The 17,765-nt window shown below is 68.5% G+C and carries 15 protein-coding genes and 1 tRNA gene; 10 read left to right on the forward strand and 6 right to left on the reverse strand.

Annotation, left to right across the window (positions count from 1 at the left end):
• The first annotated feature begins 161 nt into the window (after window positions 1-161).
• From dnaG to AC6JA9_RS30520, 4 genes are all read left to right on the forward strand, one after another.
• Window positions 162-1,973, forward strand: coding sequence for a DNA primase (gene dnaG, locus AC6JA9_RS30505; RefSeq protein ID WP_408889692.1), 1,812 nt, complete (start codon window positions 162-164; stop codon window positions 1,971-1,973).
• A 92-nt stretch (window positions 1,974-2,065) separates the two neighbouring features.
• Window positions 2,066-4,192 (forward strand): RNA polymerase sigma factor RpoD, encoded by a 2,127-nt coding sequence (rpoD, locus tag AC6JA9_RS30510; protein WP_141325686.1) that lies wholly within the window; start codon window positions 2,066-2,068, stop codon window positions 4,190-4,192.
• Window positions 4,193-4,283: 91 nt separating this feature from the next.
• A complete protein-coding gene (locus tag AC6JA9_RS30515) occupies window positions 4,284-4,658 on the forward strand; it encodes an MGMT family protein (protein WP_267700102.1) in 375 nt (124 codons plus the stop codon).
• 76 nt (window positions 4,659-4,734) lie between these two features.
• Window positions 4,735-4,807: transfer RNA gene (locus tag AC6JA9_RS30520), tRNA-Ile, on the forward strand.
• Window positions 4,808-4,836: 29 nt separating this feature from the next.
• Here AC6JA9_RS30520 and AC6JA9_RS30525 read toward each other — a convergent pair.
• Entirely contained in the window at window positions 4,837-5,325 is a 489-nt protein-coding gene (locus tag AC6JA9_RS30525) for an Lrp/AsnC family transcriptional regulator (RefSeq protein ID WP_223781992.1), read from the reverse strand.
• 64 nt (window positions 5,326-5,389) lie between these two features.
• Between AC6JA9_RS30525 and AC6JA9_RS30530 the strand changes: the two genes are divergently transcribed.
• Window positions 5,390-7,489 carry a M3 family metallopeptidase gene (locus tag AC6JA9_RS30530; RefSeq protein WP_497958242.1) on the forward strand — a complete coding sequence of 700 codons (2,100 nt, stop codon included), beginning with the start codon at window positions 5,390-5,392 and terminating at the stop codon, window positions 7,487-7,489.
• A 95-nt stretch (window positions 7,490-7,584) separates the two neighbouring features.
• Here AC6JA9_RS30530 and AC6JA9_RS30535 read toward each other — a convergent pair whose 3' ends face one another.
• Entirely contained in the window at window positions 7,585-8,358 is a 774-nt protein-coding gene (locus tag AC6JA9_RS30535) for an RCC1 domain-containing protein (RefSeq protein WP_497958243.1), read from the reverse strand.
• Window positions 8,359-8,549: 191 nt separating this feature from the next.
• The gene (locus tag AC6JA9_RS30540) at window positions 8,550-8,810 is read right to left on the reverse strand and encodes a hypothetical protein (RefSeq protein ID WP_497958244.1); all 261 of its coding nucleotides are present in this window, start codon (window positions 8,808-8,810) and stop codon (window positions 8,550-8,552) included.
• A gap of 151 nt (window positions 8,811-8,961) precedes the next feature.
• Between AC6JA9_RS30540 and AC6JA9_RS30545 the strand changes: the two genes are divergently transcribed.
• Entirely contained in the window at window positions 8,962-9,999 is a 1,038-nt protein-coding gene (locus AC6JA9_RS30545; protein WP_483578407.1) for a hypothetical protein, read from the forward strand.
• 110 nt (window positions 10,000-10,109) lie between these two features.
• Window positions 10,110-11,006, forward strand: coding sequence for an RNA polymerase sigma factor SigJ (gene sigJ, locus AC6JA9_RS30550; protein WP_223781987.1), 897 nt, complete (start codon window positions 10,110-10,112; stop codon window positions 11,004-11,006).
• On the opposite strand, the gene AC6JA9_RS30555 is transcribed toward sigJ, so the two are convergent.
• Window positions 10,994-11,479, reverse strand: a complete 486-nt coding sequence (locus AC6JA9_RS30555; RefSeq protein ID WP_223781986.1) for a carboxymuconolactone decarboxylase family protein — start codon at window positions 11,477-11,479, stop codon at window positions 10,994-10,996. The genes sigJ and AC6JA9_RS30555 overlap by 13 nt on opposite strands.
• 303 nt (window positions 11,480-11,782) lie before the next feature.
• On the opposite strand from AC6JA9_RS30555, the gene AC6JA9_RS30560 reads away from it, so the two are divergent.
• Window positions 11,783-12,142: a hypothetical protein gene (locus tag AC6JA9_RS30560; protein ID WP_223781985.1), complete on the forward strand. Its 360-nt coding sequence runs from the start codon at window positions 11,783-11,785 to the stop codon at window positions 12,140-12,142.
• Between the two features lie 704 nt (window positions 12,143-12,846).
• Window positions 12,847-13,677 (forward strand): hypothetical protein, encoded by an 831-nt coding sequence (locus AC6JA9_RS30565; RefSeq protein WP_483578408.1) that lies wholly within the window; start codon window positions 12,847-12,849, stop codon window positions 13,675-13,677.
• A gap of 22 nt (window positions 13,678-13,699) precedes the next feature.
• On the opposite strand, the gene AC6JA9_RS30570 is transcribed toward AC6JA9_RS30565, so the two are convergent.
• Both AC6JA9_RS30570 and AC6JA9_RS30575 read right to left on the reverse strand, forming a co-directional pair.
• On the reverse strand, window positions 13,700-14,326 hold the full coding sequence (locus AC6JA9_RS30570; RefSeq protein WP_497958245.1) for a DUF2306 domain-containing protein: 627 nt from the start codon (window positions 14,324-14,326) through the stop codon (window positions 13,700-13,702).
• 86 nt (window positions 14,327-14,412) lie between these two features.
• Entirely contained in the window at window positions 14,413-15,555 is a 1,143-nt protein-coding gene (locus AC6JA9_RS30575) for a hypothetical protein (RefSeq protein ID WP_483578409.1), read from the reverse strand.
• Window positions 15,556-15,999: 444 nt separating this feature from the next.
• Here AC6JA9_RS30575 and AC6JA9_RS30580 point away from each other — a divergent pair, with 444 nt between their 5' ends.
• Window positions 16,000-17,691, forward strand: coding sequence for an LVIVD repeat-containing protein (locus AC6JA9_RS30580; RefSeq protein ID WP_483578410.1), 1,692 nt, complete (start codon window positions 16,000-16,002; stop codon window positions 17,689-17,691).
• Window positions 17,692-17,765: the final 74 nt, after the last annotated feature.

Here is a 17,765-nt window from a genome sequence, read left to right on the forward strand (position 1 = left end):
CCCAACGTGTCCCCACACCCTCACGACGCCTCGCGCCTCCGGTCCTCCGCCCTCGTGGGCGGGGAGAGCCACCGGGTTGGCGGCCGGACGGGCGACGTCAGGCCCGGCTGGCAGGATGCCGGCGGTGCGCCCGCCCTGACGCGGGCCCAGGGGTGGGCGACATGATCCCGGAGCACAAGATCCAGGAAATCCTCGAGCGGGTGGACCTGGTGGGCCTCATCTCCCGGCACGTGGAGCTGAAGAAGGCGGGCCGGGAGTGGAAGGGGCGCTGTCCCTTCCACCAGGAGAAGACACCTTCGTTCTACGTGGTGCCGGAGAAGCGCTTCTATTTCTGCCATGGCTGCCGGGCCAGCGGCGACGCGGTCTCCTTCGTCCAGCGCTACCTGGGCAAGACGTTCCTGGACGCCGTGCGGGACCTGGCGCGCGAGCTGGGCATCGACCTGGAGGCGCAGCAGGACCCCGGGATGCGGGAGCGGCAGCAGATCAAGGAGGCCACGGACCTGGCCGCCGAGCACTTCCGCTCGCTGTTGTGGCACCAGGAGGAAGGCCGCTCCGCGCGGGCCTACATCGCCAGCCGCGGGGTGTCGGATGAAACCGCGCAGGCCTTCGGGCTGGGCTGGGCGCCCCACGCGTGGAGCCTGCTCGCGGAGCGCTGCCAGAAGTCGGGCATGCTGGAGTGGGCCATGAAGGCCGGGCTCGTGCTCAAGCGCAACACGGGGGATGGCTGCTTCGACTTCTTCCGCAGCCGGCTGATGGTGCCCATCCGCGCGCCGGAGGGCAGGCCCATCGCCTTCGGTGGCCGGCTGGTGGGCGCCGACGAGGGCCCCAAGTACCTCAACTCGCGCGAGTCGCGGCTCTACAACAAGAGCGAGACGCTGTTCGGCATGGACCTGGCGCGCGACGAGCTGCGCAAGCGCAAGGCCGCCATCCTCGTCGAGGGCTACTTCGACTGCATCGGCCTGCACCAGGTGGGGGTGCGCCACGCCGTGGCGCTGTGCTCCACCAACCTCACCGCCGGCCACATGCAGCTGCTCAAGCGGGCCGAGGCGCGGGAGCTGGTGCTGCTGCTCGACGGAGACTCCGCGGGGCTCGCGGCCGTGGAGCGGCTCGCGGGCCCCCTGCTCGCCGCGGGAGCGACCGCTCGTGTGGCGCTGCTTCCGCAAGGGGATGATCCAGACACCTTCGCGCGTCGTGTGGGGCAGGACGGTGTGGAGTCGCTCATCGACGGGGCGCAATCCCTCACCACGTACCTGTTCGCCACCCTGCTCCCCCAGGGAAAGGCGGCGACGTTCGAGGAGAAGATGGCGGCTCTGGAGCGACTCAAGCCCGTGGCGGCGCAGGTGCCGGTGGGGCTGGTGCGCTCCTCGCTCTTCGCCGCCCTGGCCGAGCACTTCGGCTGGCGCGCCCCGGACGTGGAGGCCGCCCTGCGCAGCAAGGTCCCCACGCCCAAGCCCGCCTCCTCCCACCCGGGTGCCCAGGACGCCGCGCCTGCCCGCCCGCTCCCCGAGAAGCCGCCTCCGCCCATGGAGGCGCTCTACGTGGCGGCCGTGCTGAGGGAGCCCCGGCTGCTCGGCCGCGACCTCTTCCGCGTGTGTGACGAGCTGTCGCACACCGGCCTTCGAATGACGCTCATGCACGCCACCTCCGGGCGGGGCTCCAACGACGCCCTCTATGAGGCCTCCGAGGGCGTGAAGCGGGCCATCGAGACCTCCTGGCGCCAGCTCCCCTCGGAAGGACAGGAGCTGGAGCAGGCGTTCTCCACCATCTGCCAGGAGATCATGGTGCGGCGCATCAACGAGCGTCTTGCTTATATAACCCGTGCGACGGAGCAGACGCTGGGCGCGTTCGACCTCACGGAGGAGACGCGCCAGCTCCAGGCGGAGCGGGTGGAACTGCTGGCGCTCAAGAAGCGTGTCCTGGAGGAGCTCAAGCCGGCCTCCGCGGGAACAAAGGCGCCCATGCAACCGGTTTGAGTTCGCGTTTGTAAGAAACCCTGACTTTGCGGTAGATCGGCCGGCTCGCCCCAGGCCTCAAGCCCCTGAATTTCTTAAGGAGAAGTACCCGAATGCCGACGCAGAAGCCCTCGAAGGCGTCCGTGAAGCCCACCAAGAAGAAGGTGGATCCGGTGATCCGCAAGAAGAAGGCTCCGGACAGTCCCGCGGCGAAGGGCGCTGGGGTGAAGGCGGGCGAGGAGGAGAAGGAAGTCCTCGAGGCGAAGGAGGCCCCCGCCGAGGCCGTCGTCGAGAAGAAGAAGAAGAAGGGCGTCGCCGCCGTCTCGGAGGACGTGGACCCCGAGGAGGCCGCCGAGGAGGCCGCCGCCGCCGTCGAGGTGGACCCGGACGCCGTCGAGGACGACGTCGAGGAGGACCCCGTCGCCGAGCGCAAGGAGGTCAAGGACCTGCTCGCCCAGGGCCGCGAGAAGGGCTTCCTCACCTACGACGAGGTGAATGACGCGCTGCCCGCCGACATCGTGTCGTCCGATCAGATCGACGACGTGATGAGCATGTTCGGCGACAACGACATCGAGATCGTCGACGCGCAGAAGGCCGCGCAGAACAACGAGATCAAGCCCACCGTCACCGTCGAGGAGGAGAAGGAAGACGTCGACGAGGACGAGAAGGACGAAGACGACGAGCCGGGCGGCAAGTCGAACGACCCGGTGCGCCTGTACCTGCGCAAGATGGGCAGCGTCAGCCTGCTCACGCGCGAGGGCGAGGTGGAGATCGCCAAGCGCATCGAGGAGGGCGAGAAGGAGGTCCTGCGCGCCCTGCTCGCCTGCAAGGTCGCCGTCGAGGAGATCCTCGACATCGGCAACAAGCTGAAGACGGCCAAGCTGCGCGTGCGCGACGTCATCAAGGACGCTCCCGAGGAGGCCCAGTCCGAGGGTGCCGAGGAGGCTCCCGAGGAGGTCGGCGAGGGTGACGCCCCGGCGCAGCTGGCGCAGAGCGAGCTCAACAAGATCGAGCAGATCTGCAAGCAGATCGAGCGCTTCCGCAAGTTCGCCAAGGACTGCGACGTCCTCGAGGAGGAGCTCGCCTCGAAGAAGAAGCTGACCGAGGTGCGCAAGAAGGAGCTCAAGCAGGAGATGAAGGACCTCCGGACCAAGATGATGGAGGTCCTGGAGGAGATGCGGCTGAACAAGAAGCAGGTCGACCGCATCGTCCTGAATCTCAAGTCGCTCATCGAGCGCGTCGAGAAGGCCGAGGACGAGCTGCGCGACCTGGAGCGCCGCTACGGCATCTCCATGAAGGAGCTTCGCCCGCAGCTGAAGGAGTCGCGGGAGAACCCCAACATCGGCAAGAAGCTGCAGAAGCAGCTCAACCTCACGCCCGAGCAGCTCGAGGTGCTGGACCGCGACGTGCGCACCGCGGTGCGGAAGATCAAGAAGGTCGAGGAGGAGGCCAACCTCCCCGTGGATGCGCTGCGCCGCAACTACGACGCCATCCGCCTGGGCGAGAAGCGCGCCGAGCGCGCCAAGAGCGAGCTGGTGGAGGCCAACCTGCGCCTCGTCGTCTCCATCGCGAAGAAGTACACGAACCGCGGCCTGCAGTTCCTGGACCTCATCCAGGAGGGCAACATCGGCCTGATGAAGGCCGTGGACAAGTTCGAGTACAAGCGCGGCTACAAGTTCTCGACCTACGCCACCTGGTGGATTCGGCAGGCCATCACCCGCGCCATCGCGGACCAGGCCCGCACCATCCGCATCCCGGTGCACATGATCGAGACCATCAACAAGCTCATCCGCACCAGCCGCTACCTGGTGCAGGAGATTGGCCGCGAGCCGACGCCGGAGGAGATCGCGGAGAAGATGGAGCTGCCGCTCGACAAGGTCCGCAAGGTCCTCAAGATTGCGAAGGAGCCCATCTCCCTGGAGACGCCGATTGGCGAGGAGGAGGACAGCCACCTGGGCGACTTCATCGAGGACAAGAGCCTCGTGTCGCCCGCGGACGCGGTCATCAACATGAACCTGGCGGAGCAGACCCGCAAGGTGCTCGCCACGCTGACGCCGCGCGAGGAGAAGGTGCTGCGCATGCGCTTCGGCATCGGCGAGAAGAGCGACCACACGCTCGAGGAGGTCGGCCAGGACTTCGAGGTGACGCGCGAGCGCATCCGTCAGATTGAAGCCAAGGCGCTGCGCAAGCTGCGCCACCCGAGCCGCTCCAAGCGTCTGCGCTCCTTCGTGGAGAGCTGACGCGGACGACAGGCCCCAAGGCCTGAAGCAAGAAGGCCCCCGCTCCCATTCGTGGACCGGGGGCCTTCGTGTTTCTAGAGTCCCGCGCGGCATGGCGCTCTTGAGACCGAGGACGAAGACGCGGGTGAAGCAGGCGCAGACAGCGCCGAAGCGTGCGCCCTTCACGGAGGCGGTGTGGCGCACGGTGCGCTCGATTCCGCGGGGAGAGGTCCGCACCTACTCGCAGGTGGCGCTCTATGCGGGGCGGCCGGGCGCGGCGCGCGGCGTGGGGCGGGAGATGGCGATGCTGCCCACGGGGAAGGAAGTGCCCTGGTGGCGGGTGACGCGCGCGGGAGGGGTGCTCGCACCCATGGTGGCCCAGGAGCAGGCGAAGCGGCTGCGCGCCGAGGGCGTCGTGGTGGAGCAGCGAGGGCAGACGTTCCGCGTCAAACGGGACGACGACGCGACACCCAAGGCCAGACGCTGACACGGGGCCGGGTGGTGCTTGCCAGACCTGTGTGCGCGGAGTTATGCCCAGGCCCACGCGGGTTGCACACGCATGAGGGCCCTTAGCTCAGCGGTTAGAGCTGTCGGCTCATAACCGATTGGTCCCCGGTTCGAATCCGGGAGGGCCCACTCCCCTCACCTTCCGCGCGGCAGAGACGTCAGCGCGGTGGAATGCCGTCGCCATGCGCGTGGTCCACTGGCAGCCCCAGGCGCGTGTATGAGAACACCAGCGACGTCTCGATGCGGCTCACCTCCGGTCGGCTCGTGAAGGACAGGATGGTCAACCGTCTCAGGTGGTCGGTGTCCCGGCACACCACGTGGACGAGGAAGTCCGTGGTGCCGCCGAGGCAGTAGACGGCCACCGTCTCGGGCAGCGAGCGCAGGTGGTCTCCGATGTTGCCGAAGGCCTCGCCGACATGGAGGCGGAGCTGGACGGCGATGAGCGCCTGCAGGCCGAGCCCCAGCGCGTTGGCGTCCAGGTCCGCCTGATACCCCTTGATGACGCCCTCCTCCTCCAGCTTCCGCACCCGCGTGAGGCACGACGAGGGCGCGAGCCCCACCTGCGCCGCCAGCTCCTTGTTGGACAGCCGAGCATTGTTCTGGAGGGCGGTCAGAATCGCGCGATCGATTCGGTCGAGCTGGGGCATCGAGGTCTCCCGGGCGAATTCCATTCGATGGAGGGACGACAATCCGCACTCATATTCTGCCTTCATGCCCAAGAACAGAATCGGTGTGCTCGCCTTCCTCGTGGCGGGCCTGGCCTCCGCCGCCACTCCCGCCAACCCGTTGCTGGAGCCCTGGACGGGCCCCCATGGCGGAGTGCCCCCCTTCGACCGGGTGAAGGTCGAGCAGTTCGAGCCGGCGTTCGAGGTCGCGATGGAGGAGAACCGGCGCGAGCTCGCCGCCATCCTCCGCACGAAGGAGGCGCCGACCTTCGAGAACACCATCGCCGCGCTGGAGGACGCGGGGCGGACGTTCACCCGCGTCTACGAGGTCTACAGCGCCTGGTCCAAGGTGATGAACACGCCCGACTTCCAGCAGGTCGAGCGCACCCTGGCGCCCAGACTGGCGGCCTTCTGGGACGAGCAGTCGCAAGACCTCGCCCTCTTCCAGCGCGTCCAGGCCGTCCACGACTCGCCCGAGATGGCGCGGCTGACGCCCGAGCAGCGGCGCCTCGTCCAATACTACTACCGGGACTTCGCCCGCTCCGGCGCGAAGCTCGATGCTCCAGGCCGCAAGCGCATCGCCGAACTCAACCAGCGCTTCGCCGCCCTCTACACCTCCTTCCGTCAAAACGTGCTCGCCGACGAGGCGAACGCGGTGGTCATCGACGACGAGGCGCTCCTCGCGGGACTGCCGGAGTCCCTGCGCAAGGCCGGGGCCACCGAAGCCGCGGCACGCGGCCTGAAGGGCCGGTGGGTGGTGTCCAATACCCGCTCGGCCGTGGCGGACTTCCTCACGTACCTGGACGACAGGGCGCTGAGGGAGAAGGTGTGGCGCAACTACGACAGCCGGGGTGACCACGGCGACGCGCACGACAACAACGCCATCGTCCGCGAAATCCTCACCCTGCGCGCCGAGCAGGCCCGGCTGCTGGGCTTCCCGACCTACGCGCACCGGCAGCTCGAGGGGACCATGGTGGCCACACCCGAGCGCGCCATGAAGCTGCTGATGGACACGTGGGCTCCATCCGTCGCGCAGGTGCGCGCGGACGTCACCGCGATGCGAGCGCTGGCGCGGCGCTCCGGCGTGACGGAGGACCTGGCTCCGTGGGACTACCGCTACTTCGCGGAGAAGGTGCGCAAGGCGAAGTACGACTTCGACGACACCGAGGTGAAGCCCTACCTCCAGTTGGAGAAGCTGCGGGAGGGCATGTTCTGGGTGGCCGGCGAGCTGTTCGGCTACACCTTCGCGCCCGCGGCCCACGTGCCCGTCTACCACCCCGACGTGCGAGTCTTCGAGGTGAAGGAGCGCGCCAGCGGGCGTCACGTGGGGCTCCTGTACTTCGACCCCTATGCACGCCAGGGCAAGTACAACGGCGGACAGACGGACCCGTACCGTGTCCAGGAGCGGTTCCGGGGAGAAGTCACCCCCATCGTGACGAACAACCTGCCCTTCGTGAAGCCAGGGCCTGGCGAGGCGGCCCTGGTCGGCTGGCGCGACGCCCAGACGCTCTTCCACGAGTTCGGCCACGCGCTGCACGTGCTGAACTCCAACGTGTCCCATCCCTCGCTGAGCGGCGGCCGCGTGGTGCGCGACTACGGGGAGTTTTCGGGCAAATTGCTGGAGCGCTGGGTGGCGACGCCCGAGGTGCTGGGACGCTTCGCGGTACACCACGAGACAGGCAAGCCGATGCCGCCGGCCCTGCTGGCGAAAATCCAGAAGGCCGCCACGTTCAATCAGGGATTCTACCTGGTGGACTTCCTCACCTCCGCGCTGGTGGAGATGAAGCTGCACCTGGCGAAGGAACAGCCCCTGGACCCGGACGCGTTCGAGCGCGACACGCTCCGGCAGCTCGGGGCCCCGGCGGAGGTCGGCATGCGCTTCCGGATGCCGCACTTCACGCATGTCTTCGAGGGCGACTCGTACGCCGCCGGCTACTACATGTACCTCTGGGCGGACGTGCTGGCCGCCGACGCGTTCGCGGCCTTCAGACAGGCGCGGCGGCTGCACGACCCCAAGGTGGCGGCGCGGCTGCGGCAGCACGTGTTCTCCGTGGGCAACACCGTGGACCCGTTCGAGAGCTACCGCGCGTTCCGCGGCCGGGACGCCACCAGCGAGGCCCTCCTGCGCGAGCGCGGCATCCGCTGACACCCGGCGCCTCGCGCCCACGTCCCCGGAAACAATCGCGGAGGTCCCTCTTCCAGGAAGGCCCGCCGCCATCCATCTGAAGCGCTGGGGCCGGACTACCCGCCGTTCAGCCCCACCACCTGCACCGGCGTGACACGCCGGACGGTGAAGCCATCTCCCAGTCGGCCGCCATCACCACTGCCCCAGGCCCACACCGTCTCATCGGAGCGCAGCGCCAGCGAGTGCAGGCGGCTCGCCGACACCGACACCACGCCCGTCAACCCCGACACCTTCACCGGGCTGCGGCTGTCGTTCATGGACCCATTCCCCAGCTGGCCGTCGTAGCCGCTGCCCCACGCCCAGACGGTGCCATCCGAGAGCACCGCCAACGAGTGCGCGTAGCCCGCCGACACCGACACCATGCCGCTCAGCCCCGGCACGCGCACCGGCGTGTGGCGGTCCACCGTGGTGCCGTCTCCCAACTGGCCATTGGAGTTGTCACCCCAGGCCCAGACGCCGCCGCTCGCATGCACCGCCAAGGTGTGGTTGTCCCCGGCTGAGAGACGGGCATGGACCTGCAAGCCCTGCCGCGCGACGCCCAAAGGCGCCTGGGCTCCTGCCTCGGCAGGGGCCTGCCCGCACGCCATCGCCAGAATCAATCCAAGCCAGGCCACCGACAGCCGGCCGGCCCACCTGTTCGCACCGTCTCGCATCCGCCAACCCTGTCTTTGTTTCACGACACGTTGAACTGAATCGCCCAGGGCACCCACGGATTCTTGGAAATGGATGCGGCCCGAGCGGAGCCTCGTGGGCCCTGTCACCACTGGAGAACGCAGGCCGCGGAAATGTCGCGCGCGCACTCCGCGAAAGCCCATCGACCGCGCCTTCATCAACCTGTGTGAGGCGCATCTGGAGTCGTAATGGGCGGCCCCGGGCGAAAGGCGATGGCCGCCGCATCGCCACCACCATGTGTCACAGGTTCGCCCCCACCCACGAACAACAGCATCAAGGCCATGAGACCCAAGAGGCCTGCTCACGTTGTCATGGATGGGGCCATTCCGCGTGGCGGAGAGGCGGCGTCTCAGGGACCTGGGGGACAGAGCAGGTCGACCGACTTGATGCGCATCGCGCCATCCACGTTCGGGTCCTCGGTCTGCTCTCCGATGGCGAGGGTGCCATTCGACGTGAAGTTTTTCCGCGTGAGCTTCGCGACACCGTCAACCACCGGGAACGCCGCGGACTGCGTTTCGTCCGCCCACCCGATGGCCGCGCCGTCCAGGTAGGCCATCTTCGACCGCTCCACGGCGGTGCCGAACGGGGGGGTATTCCAGCGGCCGGTCATCGGGCCGACGTCCCCGCCGCAGCGTTGTGACACGGAACGCTACTCAGCCTGTGACACGCGACGCTACTCGCCGAGAAGTCAATCAACACCCATTGTGAACACCTCCTGAGACAGTCAGGCTGCATGTGCAACTCATTGACGGAGGTCACACATGTCCCCCTCGCAGTCGGGCCTGATTCGTTGCACGTCGAGGCTTTCATTGCTCGGGTTCCTCGCGACCCTGAGCGTCGTCACCTGGAGCACTCCCGCCCAGGCGCGCACGCCCGGCGGTCTCATCGGCGTCGGATATCAAGGCCACATCGGCCCACCGGAGTGGGTGGAACGGAGCTGCAAGTACACCGCGGTCTACTCCCCCTGTCACTGCCCACCCCCTACCGTCGCCAACTTCGACACCGCGAAGGGCTGCTCCAACGAGAGCCAGGAGTGGGCCAATCGGGACGCCTTGAACACCTGCATCAATCTCTGCGCGAAGGCCGCCAAGGACTCTCCGGGCGCCGATGGCGGTATCAACGGCGGCGTCCTGGGGCGCCCGGGGAGCTCGACGAAGGGCGGCATCTCGATTGACGGCGCGGGCACCGTCGCGGCCCTGGGAGCGGAGGGCTTCGTGGCGTTCATCCCCTTCCGCACGGAGCCCCTCTTCGGCACGAAGAAGGAGCAGCTGGCCGACGCGGTCGCGGAAGCCACGCGCGTCCCCTGGGTGTTCCTCGATGGCATGGGCGAGTCCATCTCGTGGGAAGACCCGCACGGCTCGGCGGCCTTCGTCCAGGCCTACTGGAACGAGCACGGCGCGCCCCGCCCCATCGGCCACTGCAAGCACTCCCTCCAGGTCTCCTGTCCGCTCGAGAGCGTGAAGCTCGGTGACAGCCTCCAGGTCTGCTCGGGGGAGAGCGAGGAGGACGCCAAGACCATCGCCGAGACGAGCTGCGCGCCCCTGCGCTACGACGCGCTGAGCCGCACCTGGAAGGCGTGGGGCCTGTTCGGCATCCCCGACGAGGGGCCGTATCGCGTGCCGACCGCCACCGTCCTCGCCGTGGGTCCCCAGAAGTTCCTCGGCTTCATGCCCGCCAGCCTGGAGGCCGTGGGCCCCTACGAGGACTGGAACAAGCTGGCGGAGGAGCTGCTGGAGCGCACGGAGGGCACCACCGTGTGGCTCGCCGGCCCGGTGAAGCACTACTCCCCCCAGGAATAGCGGCCCACCTCGGCCCGCCTCGCGGCTCCTGCGCGAGGCGGGCCCCCACACGGTGCGGCGCGGCCTGTCACGGGTTAGGAGGCTCGTACGTCCTACGCTCCAGGATGACCATGACCACGCCCCCTCCCCCGCCGACCGTCGAAGACCTGCAGCGCCACCGCCCGCGGCTGCTGGGGCTCGCCTACCGGATGCTCGGTGAACTGGCCCCCGCGGAGGACGTGGTGCAGGACGCCTTCCTGCGCTGGCACCAGGAGGGCTCGCGGGACATCCAGAGCGCGGAGGCGTGGCTGGTCACGGTGGTGAGCCGGCTCGCGATCGACCGGCTGCGCCGCGCCGCCACCGAGCGCGCCGCCTACGACGGCCCCTGGCTTCCAGAACCCGTGCTGACCGAGGTGACCACTCCGGAACAGACCGCGGAGCGCGCCTCGGACCTGTCGGTCGCGCTGCTGGTGTTGCTCGAGTCGCTGAAACCCGAGGAGCGCGTGGCCTTCCTGCTGCGCGAGGTCTTCGGCGAGGAGTATGAGACGCTGGCGCGGGTGCTGGGGCGCAACGAGCCGGCGGTGCGGCAGCTGGTCCACCGGGCACGCGAGCGGGTGCGGGAGGGCCGTCCGCGCTTCCCGTCCCCACCCGGGGTGAAGGAGCAGCTCCTGCAGCGCTTCCTCTCCGCGCTCGGCACGGGAGACCAGGCGGCGCTGGTCTCGATGCTCGCTCCAGGCGTGACGTTCACCAGTGATGGAGGCGGCAAGGCGTACGCGGCGCGCAAGCGCATCGACGGCGCCGACCGCATCATCCGGATGTTGCTCGGGCTGCGGCAGAAGCTGAGCGGCACGATGGAGCACCGCATCGTGTCGCTCAACGGGCAGCCCGCCGCGCTCACCTTCCGCGACGGGCTGCTCTTCCACGCCACGATGCTCGACGTGGATGGCGAGTACATCCGCGCCATCTACCGGGTGCTCAACCCCGACAAGCTCCAGCGGCTGGAGCGCGACGCCATTCACCTCGCGTGAGTCACGGCCCCGGGTGGTGTGCGCAAGGGCACGGCGATGCGGTTGAGCGCGTTGATGAGCGCCACCTGTGCGACCAGCGCCGCGAGTGAGGCTTCATCGAACGCCGCCCGCGCCGCGTCCCACACCGCGTCCGGTACGCCCTCGGGACCCAATCGGGTCGCAGCCTCGGTGTAGGCGAGCGCGGCCCGCTCCGCGTCGGTGAAGAGCAAGGACTCGCGCCAGACGACGACCTGGTGGAGGCGCTCGTCGGATTCCCCCAGGTGGCGCGCTTCACGCACATGCATGTCCACGCACAGGACGCAGCCGTTGTGCTGTGAGGCGCGAATCTTCACCAACTCACGGATGCTCGGAGCCAACGGGCCCTCGCGGAGCGCCGCATCCACGGCGAGGAAGGCGCGGTAGGGCGCGGGGGCAAGCCGGGCGATGTCCAAACGGGGACGCGGGTGTGACGTGTCGTTTCGAGGTGTCTGCATCGGATGGTCTCCTGATGGGTTCGCCCCAAGAGACGCGCGACCCCATTCGCCCGTGACAGCCCGCCGAACCGACGCTTCCTTCCCCCAAGGCGCCCACGCCCCCTGCCCCGCCCCGGCCCAAACGGTTGCCTGCGGCAACCACTTACACCAACCAACCCCAGCCTCGACACGCCACCCAGATTGATTGCCTCAGGCAACCACTCTCACACCCACCCTTGCCAACCCATTGAATCCATGCTTTTCTTGATATGCCTGCATCAGTGGCGGGCGCAAGCAGCACACCCTCACCTGAAAGGAAGAGCCATGTCTGTCATGGGACTGCGTCGTCTTGCCCTGTGGGCAGGACTGGTGTTGATGGCCGCATGTGGAGGCCCCCTCCCCGAGGACGTGGACTCCTCCGAGTGGGTCTCCCAAGAGGAGATGTCCCAGGAGGAGCTCTCCCAGGAGGACCCGGACCTGGAGAGCGCGCTTTACGAGAACGCTCAGGCGACCTGCCCCTACCAGGGTGGCGAGGCGTGCAGTTGGAAGCCCATCTGCGCTGCCTATTGCTGTGATGGCTCGCGGCACCGCCGGTATCTCGCGTGTGGCGAGTGCACCGCCTTCTCCCTCAACGTGTGCGCCTCGCGAGGCGGGCTCTGGCGCATGGAGTGGCACGAGATCTGACCACCTCCGCCATGGTCACGGTCTCACCCGCCATCGCGCATTGATTACCCAGCGGAAGCATGGGGTCGCGATGGGATGTCGCGTCCCCTCGGGGGTGGCTCGCGCCAGCGGGCCATCCGCCCGCGCACGCACCTGGAGTCGCCACCCTGGGAAGAAGTTTTCCCATCCCCCTCGGGCATGCGCATTGCTGCGTATCCGGCGACGGCGGCGAAAGTCCGGGAGGATGGATGCACGGCGGATGGCGATGGGCAACGGCAGTGGGCATGGCGGTGTTCCTCGGCGCATGCGGTGAATCAGCGGACCTCGACTCACCCGACGGCCCCGGTCCCTGGCCGATGGACGCGGTGAAGGACTACGCGACGGCGTTCGGCATCGGCGCGGGGGTGCGGAGCATCGGCGTCGACGAGGGCCACAACATCTGGCTGCTGAAGGGCGACGAGATTGGCGTGCTGCGTCCCGGCGACACGGCGCCCACATGGACGCGCGGAGTGGGACAGGCGGCGGGAGGCTTCGGGCGGGATAAAAAGGCGCTCGGCTCCACCGTCATCTGCGGGGGTGAGGCGGGGCGTGCCTACGTGGGCTACCACACGTACGAATTACAGCCGGAGATACCGGACAAGCCCCACGCCTACATCCCCGCTCCTGAGGAGCCGCACTACACCGAGGCGCGCTTCGCGGAGTACCAGAAGGGCGACCTGGACGCGGTGCGCGTGGAGTCCGACGGCACGGTGGTGCTGGAGGAGCACCTGTGGCGCAGCGCGGGTGTGTCGGGTGGCCAGCAGCAGCTCGGCATCCGCAACACCAACGACTTCCACTACGACGAGGACCGCTCGGTGCTCGCCTGCCAGCGGGTGATGCGCGGCAGGGACCGGGGTGATGTCTACATCGGCACCAACCACGGCGTGACGTTGATTCGAGACCTCACGTACAACAGCCACCGGCACGCGGCCTGGTATCTCGAGACGCCGCGCGCGGACGGCAGCGTGTCCCAGTCACTCCAGGCGGGGTTCAACTGGGGGCTCGGCATCGGACCTGGCGGTGAGGTGCTGGTGGCCAATGACTGGCTGGTGGGCATCCTGCAGCCGAACGGCGTGCTCGCGGACTTCGACCGGGAGCTCACCTGGGAGGGGCCGGTGCCCTGGAGCTACAAGGGGCACAACGCGCAGCTCAACAGCCTGGAGGCCTTCGACCACTGGCGCGCCATCGCTCGCACGAAGGCGGGGACGACCTGGGTGGGCAGCCGCGACTTCGGCCTGTGGCGCATGGAGCAGACGGACCGCTCCAGCGCGAACTACACGCGCATCACCACCCTGCCCTCCTCCAACGTGACGGCGCTCGCGGCCACGGATGGGGGCATCGTCTACGTGGGCACGCAGGACCAGGGCCTGTGGCGAATCGAGGAGGATGGGGCGACGCTCACGCGCGTGGAGACCGTGAACGGGCGACAGGTGCTCCAGCTCGTCTACGACCCCACCGTGGCACCGGCCATGCTCTATGCGCTGACCGACCAGGGGCTGACCGTGCTGCGGGAGTAGCACGCCCGGGTCGAGCCACGCGTCACGAAGCCACGAGTTCGCGCGTCGCGGGCTGCCTGCGTGACATGAGGTAGGCCACGCCGAGGTTGGGGACCCAGCAGAGCCACGCGACGATTCGGTAGGCCGTGACGAAATCGCCCAGCGCGTGGACCAGCACGGGCATCCACAACCTCAGCGTGACCGCCGCGAAGCAGGCCGCGAAGCTGTAGGTCATCATGAGCCGGTGCTCCTCGACCCGCCGGTTCCTGATGAGCCACCAGGCAACGGCCGTCGTCGCCAGCCAGATGACGCCCAGGCTGACGAAGCCCGCCGCGGCGACAATGCCTCCCGTGGCGAAGAAGCCGATGTACACGCCCGCGAGCCCGCTCAGGAAGACGGCCCCGACGTAGACCTTCCCGAGGACCCGGTGTGTCCTCGGAGACCTGAGCCGCAGCCTCGGGACGAACTGCGTCCAGCCGACCGCCAGCGCGAGCCCGCCCATCCCGATGTGGATGTAGAAGGCCGCGTTCCACACGACGTCCATCAGCAACGCCTCGTCCTTCGAGCCGCGAATCCCGAAGCTCGAACCCGCGAGGAAGTAGCTGACGGGGTACAGCCCCACCGCCACGCAGAGGAAGCCGAAGAGGAACCAGCGTGCCTTGCGTGTCATGGTGGAGACCCAGGGTTCGACGTGGAGCGGCGCCGCGCGAGAATCCATCGCCCCCGGTTACGGACCGCACCCCGCTCCATTGCATTTCACTCCTGAGCAGAGGGCGCACGCAGCTCCATCCGCAGCGGCTGCTTGCCCACCCACTCACCTCGCAGCAGGTTCTTCCCCACCTCCAACCGCAGGCTCGCCGCCGGGTTGCCCTCCGCATCCCGCTCCTGCAGCTCCAGCTTCCCGCCCTCCACCCGGCCGTCCAGCTCGATGGGCTTGCGGTGCTTCTCGTAGAAGTACACGCCGGAGACCGAGTCGTCCCTGTGCCGCTCCAACATCATGACGATGGGCAGCTTGCCGATCCGCCCCCGCAGCACCTGGCCGAAGACGTCGCCGGACACCCCCTGCCCCTCTCCCAACAGCGCCCTCTTGCCGTAGGCCGTCAGATGGGGACGCAGCGAGGCATACGGCAGCGCCAGGGTGACGCTGTCGACGTCGTCGAGCGCACGTGAGGCGTGGTTGCTGCAACGCTCCGCGGTCATCCGCGCTTCCGTCCCGGTGAACTCCCAGCGCTCATGGAACGTGCTCCGGGTGCGCGCCTCCTCCGCGTTCGCCTCGACGCCCTCCAGGCACTCGCGATTGAACGCGAGGCGCTCCTCCAGGTCCTCCACCGTGCCGCTCGCGGGCGCCTTCTTGTTCGACGCCTTCAGCTCCCGCTCATGCTTCGCAATCTGCTCCCGGTAGAGCCGCAGCTTCTCCTTGTTCATGCGCAGGACCAGCGCGCGCACGCCAGCGGGGGTGAACAACTCCCGCGGAGTCAACTGACGCCCCGTCCGCACATCGAAGCCATAGGCCACGCTGTACGTCTCGCAGTAGGCCCCGCAGCCCTCGATGTCGAAGTGAATCGTGAGCAGGCGCCCATCGTTCCGCGTCACGCTGAAGCGCTGCTCGGAGAGCCCCGACAGGTCCAGCCCGTCGGCCGGCAGCCGCGCCTCCACCTTCGTGGGCGTCAGGGCCTTGAACCGCCCGATGAACAGAACGTCGTTGATGTTGGCGGCCACCTCCGGCTTCTCGTGCGTGACGAACGCCATCTGGAGGTCCCCCACCGGGAAGACACTCTCCGCCTCCGGCTTGGGGATGACCGTGAGCGAGCGCACCTCCACCCCCTCCGCCCAGGCCCTCCCGGTGAGCAGCACGGCCAGGACGGGGAACAGCAGGAGACCCACGGGAAGACGCTTCATCGGGAGACCTCGGACAGGACGACCACGCCGGCATCCTGCCTCAAGGCCCCGCCGGAGCACATCCCAAGGAGCGCGCCTCGAGTCATCAAAGGATGTTCACGACCTTGGCCGGGGTGTATCAGACCGCCAATCCCAGACACATCGTGTCGACACGGGAAGTGCGACACGCCTTGATTCATTCCACTTCGGGCGCGGCCTCATCCAAGGACTCGCGAGAATCACGGGCCGGCTGAACCCGTGGCCGATACGCACCTTCGCGGGTCCGTGCGGGAAATGCCCGCTGTGCAAGTCGCCGGCCAGGGTGGCCTCGAACCCGGGCTTGGCGCGCCCTGCGGCCGGAGTCCCCTTCGTGGCGCAAACACTCCCGAGCCCTGGGACAACGGCGCCCTGAGCCACCCCGTGGACGGGCACACTCCTCGGTTCTCCCCATCCCGAGGTCCTTCCGTGACACGCACCTATCGCACCCTAGGGCTCCTTCTCTCGACGTTGTGTCTCGCATCGCTGGCGGGTTGCGACGAGGACACACCCTCCCCGCCCGACGCGGGCCAGGACGCGGGCCTCGATTCGGGCTCCGACTCGGGACACGACGCGGGTCCCTCCGAGGACCCCGACGCGGGGCCGGACGCGGGCGGCGACGCGGGCCCCTATGTCTGGGATGGCACCTACGTCCCGCTCGAGGAGACGGGCGACATCGAAGACAAGGGCCTGCTGGCCACCTGCAAGTACGACCCGAGGACCGTCCCCGCCACCATCTGCAACGAGTTGGACCGCGCCGACCTCTTCGACTTGTCGCCATGTGACCTGACGACGCTGGGCGCGCTCCCCCAGGCGGGCATCTACCAGGCCGAGCTGCGGGGTGAGCGACTGCTGGCGGACGGCGGCACCCGCATCGTCCCGGCCGGGACCGGCTTCCACCTGAAGGAGGATGGCGGGACGAGCACCCTGTATGACAACCCCCTGCTCAAGCTCGACATGGAGGGAGACCGCTTCGTCCTGCAGGGCCAGCAGGCCCGGACCCAGACCGTCATCAACCTGACGGGCTGCGAGACGAAGGCGCCCAACATCCTCACCGGCTGCTTCGCGTATTGCTCCCGCGGCAGGTTCTCCTTCGGCGGCACCTTCGAGGCCCACCGCGTGGCGCTGCAGGACGCCGAGCCCGAGTCCTCGGGCGGGCTCGAGCTGTTGTCCGAGCGCGCGGTCCCCACGGGCCACGCCGTGGACGTCCACGTCGCCAAGGGCCACGCCTACGTCGTCTCCACCTCCTTCCGGCAGGAGCAGGGAGGACTCGCCGTGTTCGACGTGAGCAACCCGCGAAGCCCCGTGCAGACCGCCGCCATCAGCCTGCCCGGGGACAACTTCTGGAACAGCGTGTGGGCCAAGGGCGACGCGCTCTACATCGCGAGCAGCGCCTCGGGCTTCATCGTCTACGACATCTCCCGGCCCGCCGAGCCGCTCTTCGTGCGCAGCGTGGCCACCGGTGGCTCAGGAGGCGCGCACACGGTGCTGGTCGAGGGCAACTTCCTCTACGCCATGGACCCCATCTCCGGGACCTTCATCTACGAGCTGACCGACCCCTTCGACCCGGTGCTGCGCGCCGTCATCCCGGGAGGCCCCCATGACGCGTTCGTCTACGAGGGGCGGCTCTACCTGAGCGACTCCTTCGACGGCTACGCCATCCACGACCTCTCCAACCTGGAGGACATCCGCGAGCTGGGCCGCTTCACCCGTCCGGACGGCTTCTCGCACCACAACGCGGTGGGCACCTTCGGCGGGAAGACCATCGCCTTCGAGGGCGGCGAGTTCAACGCCTCCCACGTGCGCGCGCTCGACGTCAGCGACCCCGCGAACATCGCGAAGATCGGCACCTACAAGCTGCGGCGGGTGACCTCCATGCACAACCTCATCCTGCGCGGCAACCTGCTGTACATCGCCTGGTACCACGAGGGCCTGCGCGTGGTGGACGTCTCCAATCCCACCCAGATGCGCGAGGTGGCGCACCACCACGTCTTCCGGGAGGCGGACCCGCGCCGGGCCGACAGCATCTTCGAGGGGCTCTTCGGCGTGCGCCTGCCGGGCGACGGCTACGTCTACACCGCCGAGTCCTCGCGCGGGCTGATGATCTTCAACGAGCTGTGAGCCTTGCTGGCCTCCGGGGTGAGCCCGGGGGCCGGAGGCGAGGCGCGCCGATATCCCAGACATCGGCGGCCGCG

It is taken from the genome of Myxococcus sp. MH1 (genome assembly GCF_059738865.1).

What these genes read in the sequence shown, in the direction of transcription:
- dnaG (WP_408889692.1), top strand. Translation starts at nt 162, where the DNA reads ATGATCCCGGAGCACAAGATCCAGGAAATCCTCGAGCGGGTGGACCTG.
- rpoD (WP_141325686.1), top strand. Translation starts at nt 2,066, where the DNA reads ATGCCGACGCAGAAGCCCTCGAAGGCGTCCGTGAAGCCCACCAAGAAG.
- AC6JA9_RS30515 (WP_267700102.1), top strand. Translation starts at nt 4,284, where the DNA reads ATGGCGCTCTTGAGACCGAGGACGAAGACGCGGGTGAAGCAGGCGCAG.
- AC6JA9_RS30525 (WP_223781992.1), bottom strand. Translation starts at nt 5,325, where the DNA reads ATGCCCCAGCTCGACCGAATCGATCGCGCGATTCTGACCGCCCTCCAG.
- AC6JA9_RS30530 (WP_497958242.1), top strand. Translation starts at nt 5,390, where the DNA reads ATGCCCAAGAACAGAATCGGTGTGCTCGCCTTCCTCGTGGCGGGCCTG.
- AC6JA9_RS30535 (WP_497958243.1), bottom strand. Translation starts at nt 8,358, where the DNA reads ATGAAGGCGCGGTCGATGGGCTTTCGCGGAGTGCGCGCGCGACATTTC.
- AC6JA9_RS30540 (WP_497958244.1), bottom strand. Translation starts at nt 8,810, where the DNA reads ATGACCGGCCGCTGGAATACCCCCCCGTTCGGCACCGCCGTGGAGCGG.
- AC6JA9_RS30545 (WP_483578407.1), top strand. Translation starts at nt 8,962, where the DNA reads ATGTCCCCCTCGCAGTCGGGCCTGATTCGTTGCACGTCGAGGCTTTCA.
- sigJ (WP_223781987.1), top strand. Translation starts at nt 10,110, where the DNA reads ATGACCACGCCCCCTCCCCCGCCGACCGTCGAAGACCTGCAGCGCCAC.
- AC6JA9_RS30555 (WP_223781986.1), bottom strand. Translation starts at nt 11,479, where the DNA reads ATGCAGACACCTCGAAACGACACGTCACACCCGCGTCCCCGTTTGGAC.
- AC6JA9_RS30560 (WP_223781985.1), top strand. Translation starts at nt 11,783, where the DNA reads ATGTCTGTCATGGGACTGCGTCGTCTTGCCCTGTGGGCAGGACTGGTG.
- AC6JA9_RS30570 (WP_497958245.1), bottom strand. Translation starts at nt 14,326, where the DNA reads ATGACACGCAAGGCACGCTGGTTCCTCTTCGGCTTCCTCTGCGTGGCG.
- AC6JA9_RS30575 (WP_483578409.1), bottom strand. Translation starts at nt 15,555, where the DNA reads ATGAAGCGTCTTCCCGTGGGTCTCCTGCTGTTCCCCGTCCTGGCCGTG.